The 15,027-nt window shown below is 64.4% G+C and carries 16 protein-coding genes; 2 read left to right on the top strand and 14 right to left on the bottom strand.

The window, feature by feature from the left end; all coding sequences use genetic code 11:
* Positions 1-43: 43 nt before the first annotated feature.
* Entirely contained in the window at positions 44-2,017 is a 1,974-nt protein-coding gene (locus INT29_RS08435) for an amidohydrolase (protein ID WP_180959003.1), read from the bottom strand.
* Between the two features lie 103 nt (positions 2,018-2,120).
* Here INT29_RS08435 and INT29_RS08430 point away from each other — a divergent pair, with 103 nt between their 5' ends.
* Positions 2,121-2,603, top strand: a complete 483-nt coding sequence (locus INT29_RS08430; protein WP_101573205.1) for a hypothetical protein — start codon at positions 2,121-2,123, stop codon at positions 2,601-2,603.
* Positions 2,604-2,715: 112 nt separating this feature from the next.
* On the opposite strand, the gene INT29_RS08425 is transcribed toward INT29_RS08430, so the two are convergent.
* The 13 genes from INT29_RS08425 to INT29_RS08365 form a co-directional block, all read right to left on the bottom strand.
* Positions 2,716-3,390: an ATP-binding cassette domain-containing protein gene (locus INT29_RS08425; protein ID WP_180959002.1), complete on the bottom strand. Its 675-nt coding sequence runs from the start codon at positions 3,388-3,390 to the stop codon at positions 2,716-2,718.
* On the bottom strand, positions 3,377-4,513 hold the full coding sequence (locus INT29_RS08420) for an ATP-binding cassette domain-containing protein (protein ID WP_101573201.1): 1,137 nt from the start codon (positions 4,511-4,513) through the stop codon (positions 3,377-3,379). The genes INT29_RS08425 and INT29_RS08420 overlap by 14 nt, the downstream gene beginning before the upstream one ends.
* On the bottom strand, positions 4,510-5,292 hold the full coding sequence (locus INT29_RS08415) for an ABC transporter permease (protein WP_101573199.1): 783 nt from the start codon (positions 5,290-5,292) through the stop codon (positions 4,510-4,512). The genes INT29_RS08420 and INT29_RS08415 overlap by 4 nt, the downstream gene beginning before the upstream one ends.
* The gene (locus INT29_RS08410) at positions 5,289-6,332 is read right to left on the bottom strand and encodes an ABC transporter permease subunit (RefSeq protein ID WP_145997442.1); all 1,044 of its coding nucleotides are present in this window, start codon (positions 6,330-6,332) and stop codon (positions 5,289-5,291) included. The genes INT29_RS08415 and INT29_RS08410 overlap by 4 nt, the downstream gene beginning before the upstream one ends.
* A complete protein-coding gene (locus INT29_RS08405; protein WP_180959001.1) occupies positions 6,302-7,915 on the bottom strand; it encodes an ABC transporter substrate-binding protein in 1,614 nt (537 codons plus the stop codon). Before INT29_RS08405 ends, INT29_RS08410 begins: the two co-directional genes overlap by 31 nt.
* A 109-nt stretch (positions 7,916-8,024) precedes the next feature.
* The gene (gene ureG, locus INT29_RS08400) at positions 8,025-8,762 is read right to left on the bottom strand and encodes an urease accessory protein UreG (protein ID WP_101573193.1); all 738 of its coding nucleotides are present in this window, start codon (positions 8,760-8,762) and stop codon (positions 8,025-8,027) included.
* Positions 8,763-8,825: 63 nt separating this feature from the next.
* A complete protein-coding gene (locus tag INT29_RS08395) occupies positions 8,826-9,752 on the bottom strand; it encodes an urease accessory protein UreD (protein ID WP_101573191.1) in 927 nt (308 codons plus the stop codon).
* Positions 9,730-10,446, bottom strand: a complete 717-nt coding sequence (locus INT29_RS08390; protein ID WP_101573189.1) for an urease accessory protein UreF — start codon at positions 10,444-10,446, stop codon at positions 9,730-9,732. The genes INT29_RS08395 and INT29_RS08390 overlap by 23 nt, the downstream gene beginning before the upstream one ends.
* Before the next feature lie 11 nt (positions 10,447-10,457).
* Positions 10,458-12,170, bottom strand: a complete 1,713-nt coding sequence (locus INT29_RS08385; RefSeq protein ID WP_193071358.1) for an urease subunit alpha — start codon at positions 12,168-12,170, stop codon at positions 10,458-10,460.
* Positions 12,163-12,471, bottom strand: coding sequence for an urease subunit beta (locus tag INT29_RS20750; protein WP_374701031.1), 309 nt, complete (start codon positions 12,469-12,471; stop codon positions 12,163-12,165). Before INT29_RS20750 ends, INT29_RS08385 begins: the two co-directional genes overlap by 8 nt.
* Before the next feature lie 305 nt (positions 12,472-12,776).
* Entirely contained in the window at positions 12,777-13,079 is a 303-nt protein-coding gene (ureA, locus tag INT29_RS08375; protein WP_101573187.1) for an urease subunit gamma, read from the bottom strand.
* 160 nt (positions 13,080-13,239) lie between these two features.
* A complete protein-coding gene (locus INT29_RS08370) occupies positions 13,240-13,467 on the bottom strand; it encodes a hypothetical protein (RefSeq protein WP_193071357.1) in 228 nt (75 codons plus the stop codon).
* 152 nt (positions 13,468-13,619) lie between these two features.
* The gene (locus INT29_RS08365; protein ID WP_180959000.1) at positions 13,620-13,967 is read right to left on the bottom strand and encodes a DUF559 domain-containing protein; all 348 of its coding nucleotides are present in this window, start codon (positions 13,965-13,967) and stop codon (positions 13,620-13,622) included.
* A gap of 307 nt (positions 13,968-14,274) precedes the next feature.
* On the opposite strand from INT29_RS08365, the gene INT29_RS08360 reads away from it, so the two are divergent.
* Positions 14,275-14,412 (top strand): hypothetical protein, encoded by a 138-nt coding sequence (locus INT29_RS08360; RefSeq protein ID WP_180958999.1) that lies wholly within the window; start codon positions 14,275-14,277, stop codon positions 14,410-14,412.
* Positions 14,413-15,027: the final 615 nt, after the last annotated feature.

Here is a 15,027-nt window from a genome sequence, read left to right as displayed (position 1 = left end):
TCTGGGACAGCTTTGGCGTGGCAGATAGGTGGCAGGTGAGCGGTCAGGCGGAGTACTTCACCTGACCACCGACCACGGTCAGTGCAACCCTGGTATCGCGGATCGCCTCGGCATGGGCGAACAGTGCGTCTTCGGACTCGTAGCCGAGTAGGCCGTCGTGCGCATATCGGTCGTGGTGATCGAGCGGACTGTCGTGATCGAGCGGGGCCGAAGCATCGTGCGTACCCGCGGAGTACTTCAATCCCGCAGCGACGCAGGGATCTGTGTCGACGACGATGAAGTCAGCGTCCATGCCCGGTGCCAGATAACCTCGGCGATCTTCGAGTCCTGCGGCATAGGCCGGGCCCAAGGTGTGCTGCCGGACCGCTTCGATTGCGGAGAGCCGACGACGAGGTTGGAAACTCGTGCTCGCATCGCCGGAGATGTTCGCCCTGGTCATCGCCGCATAGATCGCAGCGAAGGGGTTCGCGGGCTCGACCGGGCCATCGGATCCGAATGCCACATGAGCCCCGGCTGTCAGGAGATCTGGCCAGGCGTAGGCAGCGAGTTGGGCGGATTCGTCGATGAGGTGGAGCAGGTGCAGATCGGAGATGCAGTGGCGGGGCTGCATCGAGGCGATGACGTCGAGTTCGGCGAACCGGGCGACATCGGCAGGCTGGATGAACTGAGCGTGCTCGACCCGGTGGCGCAGTGGGCGCTCGAAGCGTTCCTCGGCCTCCTTCGTGGTCTGGCGCAGACGGTCGAAGACGTTGAGCACATGGTGGTTGGCCTGGTCGCCGATGGCGTGGATGGCGACCGAGATGCCGGCTTCGGTGGCCCAGCGTGCGTTCTCGAACAGGTCGTCTTCTGACATCTGCGTGATCCCGTAGTTGGCGTCGTCCGGCTCGCTGCTCAAAGCATCCTCGGGCACAGTACCGGGATAGGTGAAAGTCTCCTGACCGGAGGGCTCATCGGGCGTGCTCGGTTCTTCGTGGGCGCTCGTCTCTTCAGGCGCAACTTCCTCGTCGTGGGCGCTCGCTTCGAGAAACGGTGAGGACATGTGGCAGGTGTGCGAGCCCAGGGCTCCATCGGAGAACAGCTTCAAGCCGCCTCGGTGCAGCCAGTCATCGCCGTCGCCGGTGTGCCAACCGGTTTCGATCGCCCAGGGCACCTCCGGTGAGCGCAGATACTTCGTCACACGGATGTGCTGACGATCGGCCTCCCGCAGGTCATACCACCCCAGGGTTGAGGCGATGCTGTCGAAGTCGTGGATCCCGGTCAGTCCCTGGGAGAGGAAGAGTTTCTGCGTGCGGTCGAGTCGCTCGACCTGTTCTTCGCGGGTGGGTTCGGGGATGAATCTGGCCACCAGGTCGGTGGCGTCCTCACGGACCAGGCCAGTCAGCACACCCTCATCATCGCGAACGAACTCTCCACCGAAAGGATCCGCAGTGAGGTCATCGATGCCGGCGATCTCCAGGCCATGAGCGTTCGTCCAGAGCGTGTGGAGGTCGACCGACCACATTGCCACCGGATGGTCAGGCACGGCCTGATCAAGCAGTTCCCGGTCGGGATAGCGCGGGTCATCCCATTTGTTGAGGTCCCACCCGGAGCCGACCACCCATTCACCGAACGGCATCGAACTGGCGCGTTCACGGATCGCGTCGACCGCCTCGGCGAGGGAGCGCACGTTCGAGAGGTCGAGGTCGGTCAGAGAATCGGCGTAGTGAACCGAGTGCATGTGCGCGTCGACGAGGCCGGGCAGAATGACCTGGCCGGCACAGTCGATCTCTTCGATTTCAAGGCCCGGAATCACCGTGGTGGCACCGATTCCGCCCGCCGGGGCGAGCGCTGCAGTCGTCGAGGACTCCTGGGCTGCGATGTCGAGCAGTTCCGCTCTGGTGCCCACGGCCACGATCGTCTCCCCGTCGACGAGGATCGAGTCAGGTGCCGTGTCAGCGGCAGCGGTTAGTGTGGCAGCATCCGACCCCGGAGAGGAAGGAGCAAAAGTTCGCACGACGGCGTTGGAGAACAGACGCATGAGCACCAGTCTAGAGCTCCAGTGCGCGCGTATCGGCTTGGGGAGCGAGGTGGCTTCTGCGAGTCGATACCGCACGTCTTCTACCGAGAGTAAAATTCGAGGCATGGCCAATGTTTTCAGCTCTCAAGACACCCGGCTCTCTGCAGGTGCCCGCATCATTCTTCCTGCCGTCTGGCTGGGTCTCATCATCGGCATCTCACTCATCGAGGCGCCGCTGAAGTTCACTGCTCCAGGCATCACGATCCCACTGGGGCTAGGCATCGGCCGACTGGTCTTCACTGCCATGAACTGGGTGGAGATCGTCATCGCCGTGATCCTGCTGTGGTCGGTGCTCAAGGACCACATCGGCAGGGCCTACCGGTGGCTTGCCTGCGGCATGATCGCTGTCCTCATCATCAAGGTCACCGTGATCCGACCGCTGCTCAACAAACGCACGGATGCCGTGCTCGCCGGCGTCGATGACGGCGGGTCGAGCCTGCACCTGTTCTACATCGCCGCCGATGGTCTGCTCATCATCGGCCTCATCGCCATGCTCATCGTCGCTGTCCGCAAGTGGGCCACAGTCCGCCCCGAAGTGAGCGCCTGAGCGTCTGAGCGTCTGGAAGTCTGAGCTTCAGATCTTCTGAGCTCTGAGCTCTGAGCTCTGAGCAATGAGGGGTGGGGTCTACTCACCTCATAAGCATCACGGCCCGCGGGGCTCAGAGGGCGAAGGAATGACCGCTGTCGGTCGCCGCAACGAGGTCCCTGTCGTGGGTCGCCCACACCATCGTCTTCCCCGTGGCCGCAAGATTGTTGACCAGCCTAGCGATGCGTGCCGCGTTTGAGGAGTCCAGTGCCGCGGTCGGTTCATCGCAGACGATGGTGTCGATGCCGCTGGCCAGCGCGCGGGCAATGCACACTCGCGCGGCCTGCCCACCCGAGAGCTCCCCGCAGCGATGTTCGGCGATTTCGGGACCCAGCAATGCCAGAGCCAGCAGCTCGTCACGGTCCAGGTCGCCGTCCAACGGACGGTCAGCGGCACGTTCTGCAGCGTCAGCGGCACGTTCGGAGGGTCGAGCGGCACGTAATCCCGGTCCCTGGTGAGCGGGGTCGCTCGATTGCGTCCTGCGGATGCGCATCGTGTGCTCGAGCACTTGAGAGACCCTGAGCCTGGGGTTGAGCCATTCCCGGGGATTCTGAGGAACAAGGACACCGATTTCCCCCTCAATGTGACCGCGGCCGGGAGTGAGGAACCCGGTCATGGCCAGGCACAGGCTTGTCTTCCCGCTTCCCGAGGGCCCCTGAAGCACCGTCACCTGTCCTTCCGGGATGGCCGCGGTCACTGGTCCCACAAGGGTGGAACCGTGATCGATGACGACCTCATGCAGCTCCATGTTCGCCACCTCCCTGCCGATGGCCTGGCTCTGGATTACCGGCGTTGAGACGGACCAGTTCGTCGCCTGCGCGATATGTCCATGGTCGAGGTCGCGGCTCATCCATTACGGGAAGCGGGTGAGCTCCGGCGGCCGGGGCAGCGGCGGCCAATGCTCGAGCATACGGATTGCAGGCCCCTCCAGAGAGGAAGTCGGCGACCGAACAGTTCTCCACGATGTGGCCTGCGAAGATCACCGCCACACGATCATCGGCATGAGCGTTGCGCTGCACCGCCGAGAGATCATGGGTGACGGCCAGGACCGCCCGTCGGTGCGCACGCTCGGCCCTTCCTCTCGCATGGTCGTTGAGGATGGACACCACTGCGTCGGCCTGGTCCGGGTCGAGACCTGCGGTGGGTTCATCGCAGACGAGCAGGCGGGGCGTTCGGGCCATGGCCGCGGCCAAGGAGATTCGGGAGATCTGCCCGCCGGAGAACTGGTGCGGCAACTTCTGCAGCATCGCGGTCTCCAATCCGAACGGTTCGAGGTCGGGAGCCTCGATCCTGGCACGTACGAACCAATCGCGCAGCCGCATCCGCGGAGGGAAAGTGTCCATCGCATTCTGTGGAGCCCACGCGATGACACCCTTCCTGCGCAACCTCGTGAGGTTTCTGCGACCTCGTCCCGTCGCAAAATCGATGTGTGGTGGGATGTGGACGCCTGTGCCGCCAACCCTGCCGCCATCCGCAGTACCATCCGGCGCGAATTCCAATGTGCCTGATGACTTGGCCCCGGCCGGAATCAGCCCGGCCAGGAGATTGCACAGCGTGGACTTCCCGGCGCCGGATTCGCCGACGATCCAGGTCACGCCCCCTGTGCGCAGTTCCAGGTTGAGTGCCGACAGCACCTGATCAGTGTCAGGGAGTCTCAGCGTGCAGTCGGCGATGCGCATGACCGCAGTCTCATTCGGCTCCGCAGACTCGTTCGGCAGCACCGCGTCAGGCCTCGCCACGTCAGGCTTCGCAGCGTCAGGCCTCGCAGCATCGTCCGACGCTGCCGAATCAGCTACCGCCGCGTTATCCAGCTTCTCCTCCCGCCGGACGGACGTCGACTCCGCCTGTCGCAGGGACTTCGACTTCGTCATAATGATCGCGGCCTTTCACCAAGTCGGCGGGCGAGAACCGTCGGCGGCAGCAGCAGAATCATCAGCGCCACCGTCGGCACGAGCAGTGTCCACCATGCCCCGAGGTTCATTTCCGACTGCCCCCAGGCAATCAGCGGCCCCAACGACACGGCCGAAGGGTCGACACCGATTCCGAGAAACGCCGTCGTCGCCTCATGGACGACCGCCGAAGGGAAGATCACGGCCATCGCCGCCGATACCCGACCGGCCGCCGCTGGCAGCACATGCCACCTGAGGATCTGTGCTCGCTTGGCGCCGAGGCGACGGTCGAAACAAACCCATCCGGAGTTCCATTCCTCCCGCAGTTTCGGTCCGATGAGCTGAGCGGCCAGTGGCCAGTGGGTCAGCGCCACGGTCACCATGATCGCAGTTCGCCCACCCCCGAGGAGTCCGACGACGATGAAGGTGAAGAGCATCGAAGGAACGACGAGGGTCGCAATGAGCAGCCCGGTCGAGACCTTCGACAAGGCCGAGGACAGGGTGGACACGACGCCGATCCCGGCACCGATCACCGTGGTGACCACCGCGGTGAAGAGGGCGGCGAGCGCCGATCCGCCGGCCGCGTTCCACACGGTCACGGCGACGCTGCGCCCGAAATGGTCGGTGCCGAGAATTCCCCCATCCCCCGGCGGGGTCAGAGCCCGGGCGAAATCCGTGTCCTGACCGGGAAGGAATCGTCCGCAGATGAGCAACACGAGCAGACACCCGAGCACGATGACGGCCGTGGGACGGATCTTCATAAGCTCACCCCGACCGTCGAGATACCGAAGGTCGCTGCCGTACCCGCGCCGACCAACCGTGCCTCACGCACCTGCCCCAGGGAACGCACGAGCAGCACCAGACCTGTCGTCAGCGCGGCCGCGAGCGCTGTCACCGTCGCCAGCAGCGGCAGATCGGCTCCGGCCGCCGCCTCGACGAGGGCATTGCCCAGACCCGGATACGACAGCACCGCCTCGACGGCGGCCTCCCCGAGGATCACGACGGGCAGGTAGATGACAGCGGGCGAACGCACAGCCGACAGGACACTCGGCAGGATCGTGCGCACTCGTGCTGAGGAGGGCAGTCCCCGGCCGATGAGGGCTCGCGCCCACGGTGTCGACCACACCTCGGCGGCGGCCGACCTGGCTGCGGCGATGAGCATCGCCGACCAAGCCAGAGCGATCGTGAACGACACTGCCGGGATGAGGGTGATCGGTGCGCTTGTCGCGGGGTTGGGCAGCTGGGACCCGAAGCCCACGACGATGAGCAGCGCGATGAGGAAGGAAGGCACAGCTAACCAGGCTCCGATGACCCCCGAGGTCACCGGGTTATGCGCGAGACCGGGAAACCGCGCCAACAGGATGCAGACGACGGCGACGATAACCCCGGTGAGCACCACGGCGGTGGCCGTGGCGGCCACGGTGTTGAGGCCTCTGCCGGCGACCACCTCGGCGACGGGCTCATGGAGGATCCGCGAATATCCGAGATCTCCCGTGGTCACCGCTGTGACCATCCACTGCCACCAGGCCCCGAACCAGCCGCCCGTGTCATAGGCGGTCACGAGGTCCGCACGAGCCTGCGCCGAGGCGAACTCCCACCCGGCCACCGTGTGTGCTAGTGGATTGGCCGGGGAGATCGCGGCCAGGGCGAAGACTCCGGCCCCGCCGGCGAGCAGGGCAAGGATCATCCCGCCGAGGATGATGCCACCTCGGCGCAGGATGTGTGCCGGTGAGCGGGACGGACCCGCCGACCTGCTCGATCGGGGCTGCCTCAGCTCTTCCTCCAGTCGGCCAGGTTCCACCAGGGGCCCCAGTCGGAGCCGTGGACGTGGGGTTCGAAGGTGGTCTTCGGGACGTCCCAACCCTGGGTGTCGGCCACGTAGGTGTGTTCGAGGAAGGCCACGATGAGGTAGCTGGGTGCGTCCATGTACTTATCCTGCACGGACCGGTAGTCGGCGTCGGCCTTCTTCTCATCGGTCTCGACCGCGGCATGGTCGAGCAGCTTATCGGCACCCGGGACCTCGACATTCGAGGGATTGTCGAAGACCCCCGAGGTCTTCGTATGGGTGTGCAGGGAAGCGCTGATCTGGTGGTCGATGTTGTAGGGCTGTTCTCCGCCGGCGTAGACGATCGCCAGGTTGGCCATGTCCTTCTCGATCTCGTCCCATTCCATGGCCTTGACCTTCATCGTGATGCCCAGAGGTTTGAGCTGGGCGGCGATTTCGGCGGCGATGTCTCCGCGCACGGTGTCCCCGGCCGGGTAAGTGACGTCAATGACGGCTTGTGTACCGTCCTTGCTCCGCGGCCCGTCGCCTCCGGCCTTCCAGCCGGCTTTGTCGAGCAGCTGCTTCGCCGCTTCGACATCGTGGTCGAATGCGGCGGATGGTTCGTAGGCGTCGCCGTAGAATTCGCCGACCGGGGTGGAGGCGGGCGTGCCGTGACCGCCAAGCACCTCGTCGACGACCTTGTCCCGGTCGATGGCTAAGTTAAGAGCCTTTCGGACGCTGGCATCGGAGGTCAGCGGGATGTCACTCGGCAGGGTGAGTCCGCGCCAGTCGGCGGTGCGTGCGGTATAGATCTTCTGGTCCTCGCCCTTGATCTTCTCCGCCGAACGCGGGGGCACAGCGGCGCCGGAGACCTTCCCGTCCTTGACCGCGGCGGCCAGGGCCGAGGTGTCGGAGTATCCCTGCAGGGTCACCGATTTCACCTGCGGGGTGGTGCGCCAGTAGTCATCGCGGGCCTTGAGCACGGCGGTGTCGGCGTTGAGCGAATCGAGGGTGTACGCACCGGTGCCCACGGGTGCGGAGTTGACCTTCCAGTCCGCCGCGGGTGTGCCCTCTTCGATGGCTTCCGACGGTAGGATTCCCACAGCCAGGCGGGAGGTGAAGCTCGGTGTGGGCTCGTCGAGTTCGAAGACGACAGTGTGCTCGTCTGGGGTCTTGACGTCCTTGATCATGCGGAAGGCGTCGACGGATTCGGAAGCCGACTTCGGGTCGATGATCGCCTCGTAGGTGGCGGCCACATCCTTGGAGTCCAGCGCCGTTCCGTCGGAGAAGGTGACGTCATCGCGCAGCTTCACAGTCCATTTCGTAGAGTCCTCGTTCGCACTCGGCTGGGCTGAGGCCAGTGCCGGCGCGAGCTCGGGCATCGCACCGGATCCCGAGTCCTCCTGCAGACGCAGGAGACCATCGTAGAAGGGCGAGTTGCCGTCGACGGAGTACCCGTTGACCGGGTTGTACCCGCCCAGGTTCTCCGTGCCGATGACCAGCTCCGAGTCACCGCCGCTGGGTGCCTCGCACCCGGACAGCACCAGGGCCAGGGCGCCGATGCCTGCAGTCCAGGCCACAGCCTTCAGCGCGGTCTTGTGCTGTCGAACCCTTGTCATCTCGCCTCTTTCTGTCAACTGTTCTTTACCGATCAGCCCAAACACCGACGAGGTGGGGGCAGCAGTCCCAGCCCCCACCTCGGCGCCGGTGGTTCTTGTTCTGAAATTATCAGTGCGCGTGGGCGGCTTCGCCCTCTTCATGCGTGTGCATGAAGCCGCCGCCTTCGGCATCCTCATCGGCGTGGAAGTGCGGTGCCATCGGGCCCGGATCGACAGGGGTGTGGTCACCCTTGACGAAGCGAGCATGGACCTCGCGCACCCAATCGGCCAGGGCGTGGACGGTGTCCTCCTGCTTGCGAGAGACGCCGAGCACGGGTCCGCCCTCACGTGCATCCCTGGCATCGGCGAGCATCTGCTCGACGTCGACGTCAACATGGGGGCCGAGGTCGATCTTGTTGATCACGAGCAGGTCGGCACGGCCGATTCCCGGCCCGCCCTTGCGAGCCACGTCGCCGCCGCCGGCAACGTCGAGGACGAAGAGCTGGGCGTCGACGAGAGCCGGGGAGAAGGTGGCGGTGAGGTTGTCTCCGCCGGATTCGATGAGCACGATGTCGAGGGGATCGAAGTCCTCTTCGAGTGCTTCTACGGCGAGCAGGTTCATGCTCACATCATCGCGGATCGCGGTGTGCGGGCAGGCACCGGTCTCGACGGCGCGGATGCGCTCCTCGGGCAGCACTCCGGCCGCCTTGAGGAAGCGTGCGTCCTCATCGGTGTAGATGTCGTTGGTGATGACGCCGATGCGGAACTCCTCGGCCAGGGCCGTGCAGATGTTCGCGATCGACGAACTCTTGCCGGTCCCGACGGGGCCGGCGATTCCCAGGCGCAATGCGCGTTTTCCTGTACTCATGATCTTCCTCCTAATGCGTGTGTGACAGATGTGGTTCGTGATGGTGCGGGTGGGGTACGGCAGTCACCGGGGTACGGCCGACCATCCGGTCTGCCTCCCCCAAGGTTCGCCGAGTTCGGCCAGTGACGCGTCGAGGCGTTTGCGCAGCGCCAACGCATCATCGCCGAGTGCATTGATCTGCACGCAGGTCTCATCGATGGGCAGCAGCGCCGAACGCGGATCGGAGATCGCGGTCGCCTGTGGCAGACCACCCTCGGGTTCGACGATGACGACCGAGCCGACCCCCAGCGCACCGCCGGCCACGGCCGGTGAGTCGAATCCGATGCTGGCCGGACCGAGGTCGAAGCGTTGGATGCTCAGCGGGCGACCACCTCGGCGAACGTTGAGGCGCGAGCTGAGGTTGCCGGGGTCCTCACCGTGACGTCCGAGGACGAGTTCCTCCCGGTAGAACAGGCGGGCATCCTCGGCCAGGTCGATGTCGACCTGATGGGTGTGGTCGCAGGCTTGGGCGGCGATGACGGGTTCGGGTACCCAGATGAGGGTGCCCCCGGCTTCGACCGTGACCCGGCAGTGCATGAGCGAAGGTGCGCCGTGGGCGCCGGGCAGGACGAGAGTGGCCGAGACCTCGCGGATGAGCAGTGTTGAACCGGCACCGACATGGACATCGAAGACGTAATGGTCTCCGCCTAGCGGACCCGCGGCCGCGGTCGTCAGAGCCACTCGGGCAATGTCCGGGTCGCCGTCGACGTAGGGTTCGAAGCCGCTGGCACCGGTGGGACGCGGCACCAGCGGCGCCTGCCGGCGCAGGCCGGAGACGCGGGACCGAGGTGCTCCCGTACGACCGGTGCCGTCGAGTTCCGTGGCCACGGAGGCTCGGCAGGTCATGCCGCTGGCAGAGCCGTCAGAGCTGGCGAAGCCGGCAGTCTGGGACCCCGTCGTCCGGTGAGCCAGCGGTGCCGTCTCGTCGTTATGAGGCGAAGAGTCGAACATTGTCCCCCTCGTGCAGTTCGGAGGCGAAATCGGACAGCGGTGCGCTCAGCGCCGGAATCTCGGCCGCACTTCCTCGACCCAGTTCAGCCGCTTTGTCGGCGGCGGCATCCAGATCGGCGGCAAGGTCGATGACGGCACCGTGGGCTTGGAACGGGTCGATGTGCATGAGCTTCACCGCGGCCGTGGCCGGCCCGGTCACCGCCTCATGCAGCACCACTGCCGCCGTGTCCGCGGCGTCCAGTCCCAGCACACGACCGATGACGCCGTAGACGAGCGGCTGTTGGAGTCCCTTCGGGAACTCTTCGAGCAGCGGATGCGGGTGGATGCTGCGCATCGACCGCAGGAGCAGGGTCCCCAGCCACGCGCCGATCCGGCGCAGGGCCGGAGACGGGGTGCGGGCGAGGAGCTCGGCATCAAGCTCGGCCAGGGCCGCTTCGACCTCGGACGTGATGACGCCGGACCCAGCTCTCGCCTCGGCGTCGGACCGATCCCCCACCGAGTGCCAGGCGGCAGCGGCGAAGGCGGCGTTCATCAGGCCGGTGGTGTGCAGTCGCCCGCGCAGGAAATCGCGCAGACCGTCCACATCGTTCACCCAGCCCTGCCGGATCGCCTGTTCGAGCCCGCCGGAATGAGCATAGCCGCCCGAGGGCAGGCGCCCATCACCGAGGATGAGCAGTGCAGCGCGTGTTCTCATCCGCCCCTTCCTCAGAACAGGAAGTAGCGCTGAGCCATGGGCACGAACTCGGCGGGCCGGTGCTCGATGAGCTCTCCATCGACCTTGACCGCATAGGTGTCGGTATTCACCTCGATGTGCGGGCGGGCCGAGTTTTCGATCATGTCGTCCTTCGTCACCTTCCGCGTCGAGGTGATCGGCACGAAGTCGCGCTGGACCTTATCGAGCTTGCCCGCGATGTCGTCCTCGATGGCCTGCTCGGACACGAACGCAAGGCTCGTGGCTGCCGCCGAGGCGGACCGGAAGTTGAAACCGAGACGTTCGGACACCGGCTGTGGGGTCGGGATCGAAGCGTTCGGATCACCGAGTGCGGCGACCGCTGCCATCCCGCCCTTGAACACTGTGTGCGGCCGGACGGCGAACATCGACGGCTGCCAGAGCACGAAGTCAGCAAGCTTGCCCGGTTCGATCGATCCGACATAGGAGTCGATGCCGTGGGCGATGGCCGGGTTGGCCGTGTACTTCGCGATGTAGCGCCGTGCTCGGTTGTTGTCGGCCCGGTCGTCTCCGGCCAGGGGCCCGCGCAGCTTCTTCATCTGATGGGCCGTCTGCCAGGTGCGCATGGCGACTTCACCGATGCGACCCATCGCCTGGGCGTCGGACGACATGATCGACAGGGCCCCGAGGTCCTGGAGCACGTCTTCGGCCTCGATGGTGCCGGCCCGGACACGCGATTCGGCGAACGCGAGGTCGTTGGGCACCTGCGGGTTGAGATGGTGGGCGACCATGACCATGTCGAGGTGCTCATCGACGGTGTTGACCGTGAATGGGCGGGTCGGGTTCGTCGAGGCTGGGAGCACATTGAGCTCCGAAGCGACCTTGATGATGTCGGGTGCGTGCCCGCCTCCGGCACCTTCTGTGTGGAAGGAGTGGAAGGTCCTGCCGTCGACGGCCTTGAGCATGTCCTCAACGAAGCCGGCCTCGTTGAGAGTGTCCGAGTGGATGGCGACCTGGACGCCGGTGTCATCGGCCACGGACAGGGCCTTGTCGATGACGGCCGGGGTAGCGCCCCAGTCCTCGTGGATCTTGAAGCCGGCGGCACCGCCGCGCAGCTGTTCGTACAGGGCCTCTTCGTTCATCGTGTTGCCACGACCGAGGAAGAGGACGTTGACCGGCCAGGGGTCCATCGACTCGAACATCCGTGCCAGCCACCAGGGGCCCGGGGTCGCCAGCGTTGCCTTCGAACCCTCGGTGGGTCCAGTGCCGCCGCCGACCATGGTCGTCGTGCCGGCCATGAGGCCGACTTCGAACTGGTCGGGGCCCACGAAATGAACGTGAGTGTCGATGGTGCCCGGTGTCATGATCAGACCATTGCCGCTGGCCACCTCGGTGTTGGGGCCGACAACGAGGTCCGGGTGGACGCCATTCATCGTGTCCGGGTTGCCGGACTTGCCGATCGCGACGAACTTGCCGTCGCGGATGCCCACGTCGGCCTTGACGACTCCCCAGTGGTCGAGGATGATCGCACCGGTGATGATCAGGTCTGGGGTTCCCTCAGCGCGAGTGCGTGAGGACTGAGCCATCGATTCGCGGGCGGACTTGCCGCCGCCGAAGACCACTTCGTCGCCTCCGACGCAGTAGTCCTTCTCGATCTCGATGACGATGTCTGTGTCGGCCAGGCGGACACGATCACCGACGGTGGGGCCGAACGATGCAACGTATTCGGACCTCGATATGTCAACCATCCAACTCTCCTCTGCATTCTCCGCGGAATCCCAGTGCGATGCGTGCACCCTGGATCGGGACGAGTTCGACTTCCTCGTCTGCGCCGGGTTCGAAGCGCATCGCACCTCCCGACATCACATTCAGCCTCTTTCCCCACGCTCGAGCTCTGTCGAATTCGAGGCCGGGGTTGACCTCGGCGAAGTGGAAATGCGATCCGATCTGGATCGGCCGGTCGGAGACGTTGGCCACGTGCAGTGCCGTGACTGCGAGTCCCGCATTGATTTCGATCGGTTCTTCCTTGAGGAAGATCTCACCCGGGATGACCCGATCCGCCGAGGTGACCGGTGCGTCATGCTCCTGCCTGGGAGCCTGACGTGAACCACCGCCTGGGCGCCGGGGCTCGCTGGGACTGCTGGGGCCCGACGACGGGTGACGCTCACGGTCGTTGTCGATGCCCGGCTCGACGATGACCATAGTTTCCGGCTCGTCGTATTCACGACCGGGATCATCGGTTGCGTGCTCGGGCTCGACCTCGCGGTCCTTCGGCTGCAGCTCTTCGTTTTCGAAGGGATTGTCGTTGACTGTGGCCTCGTCCGTGTTCTCGCCGGGGGCGTTCTCGTTGCTCATCATTGGAGCGGCCCTGTCACGGTCACGAGTTTGGTTCCGTCGGGGAAAGTCGCCTCGACCTGAACTTGGGTGAGCATTTCCGGTACCCCTTCCATGACGTCATCTCTGCTGAGTACATGTCGGCCCGATTCCATGAGATCCGCGACGCTGCTGCCGTCCCTCGCACCTTCGAGAAGGTAGGAGGTGATGACGGCGGTCGCTTCGGACAGGTTGAGTTTGAGGCCGCGTTCTTTGCGCTCCAGGGCCAATTTCCCAGCCGTGTAGATCATCAGACGCTCTTGCTCATACAAACTGAGAAACACTTTTCCCCCGGTGCGTTCGAAAGGTATGTATCAATTCGCAAAGGTGATGTGAAAGCTGCCTGTCACACCGGGCACTCGAGACCCGGGCAGGGCACGTCGAATGACGCCCTGAAGCAGCGTCTCACCCGCGAGAATACGCTCATGCACGCAACTTGACCCATCACCCTGGGGCAGTCAAGTCCACGACGAAGGTCGTCTGGATTCGCAGTGTCAGCGGTACATGCCTCGCCGCCTTCAGTGCCGTGGATGCGTCGTCGCTGCGCCCGACGATGGCAGCAACGACGCGCCTGACGAGGGTGTCGAAGACACGCGAGATCAGGCGCGTGTCCAGGCGGGTGTCCGCCCCTCCGCGACCTGAATGATCACCTTCTGCGCCCTCGTCGATCACCTTTGGTGCAAGAAGCTAGTTTGCAGACTGGTTTCCTGCACCAAAGGTGATGAAGACCTGGAAGAAGCCCCCGTGCAGGCCAACTGCGCGGCCGCACAGGACACGTGGATTCAGCGTCACTGGTGCATGGGCTCATCCGTCGTCGCATGAACTCATCGAACGGCACCCGTAAATTTCCTCAGCTCGGGTGCTTGGGCGTACAGCTTCGTTGCGAAACTGTTCAGGTGAAGTAAGTCCTTGAACCTCATGCGAATAATCGTGTAGCCCATGGACAGCAGTCGGTTGTGCCGGTCGCTCTCTTTGTTCATGGCCGCCCGGCCTTCGACCAGATACTTGCCTAGGCCATCGACTTCGATGATCGTCTTCGTCTCCTCATGTAAGAAGTCGACGCGGCCGACGAAGCCCCTGGCATCGCGAATGCTCACCTGCTGTTCAAATCCGCTGATCTGAAGAGCATGCAGGTCAAACGAACAGAAGCTCTCGGCGATGCTCTCGGACATCGGGTTGAGTACGTCGACCATCCGCTGTGCTGTCGCTCTGCCGGATGGGAGACGCGCGATGGCAGGGTACCAGTTCTCCACAACCCTTCCACGCGCAAGTCCCCCGAACCCAGATGGATATCCGAACCGAAGGTCGCGTTCCCCCTCGGCTCCTAAGACGGAAGCACGAAGCACTGCCTCCATGGCCGCGAACCCCGCCTGCTGTCCTTCCTGGCGCACGAGGTCCAGAGAAGTTCTGATCGGAGATGTGAGGGCCAGGTGGGAGAAGACACATTGGTCTGCCTTGTCGACTGTCCGCACGGTTCGAATGATCTCTCTCGACCGCGAGGCGCTGGTGGGATGGACGACGAAGATCGGGCCAGATCTCACTCCGAAGAGCGGAATGTCGTGGATCAATGCCGCCGAGGTTCCCCAGACTGTATCGCCGCTTCGATATCTCGAATAGCTGAGAACGCGCAGTCGACGCAGCTGCTCCTGGTACGAGAAGTCATCTTGAAGCTGGGCGGTCGTCTTCTGCGAGTGCAATTCAATCCAACTCGGATCGTCGATGAACCGTGCGATCCTTCGGTGAGCGATGTTCGGACAGTCGAGCAGGACGGTGTACACGCCGCGACACAGTCTCCGTATGCAGCATCCCTGAGCCTGACGAATTGTTCGAGTCGACACTCCTGCCGATACAAGGTCCCTGCAGTAGACGATGTTGTACATCCACCGATCATGAGCCGCAGAGGTCAGAGGATGCCAGAGTCAATTATGTGGCTGTGGACAAGCTCCAGCCATCCACAACCGATCCGCACATGAGTCGCCGGACTCTCCACAGGAGTTCTGCCCTGATTCGCGCGGCTTAGCTAGGACAGAACGATTCGCTCAACTCACCACGACCTACGGAGCCCGACGATCGCCGCGACTCTGCCGATCACCTTTCGTACGCGTTTCGATCACTTTCAGTGCACGCGACCAGTCTGCAAACTGCTCTCCTGCACCAAAGGTGATCGACACCGCGAATCACCCCGCAAGGAGCAGCACCCCGGCGCCGCATCCCGCCCCACGCCCGGCGCCA

The sequence above is a fragment of the Brevibacterium sp. FME37 genome (genome assembly GCF_014897485.1).
Taxonomy (GTDB): domain Bacteria; phylum Actinomycetota; class Actinomycetes; order Actinomycetales; family Brevibacteriaceae; genus Brevibacterium.
This window is presented reverse-complemented; position numbering and strand designations above follow the sequence as displayed.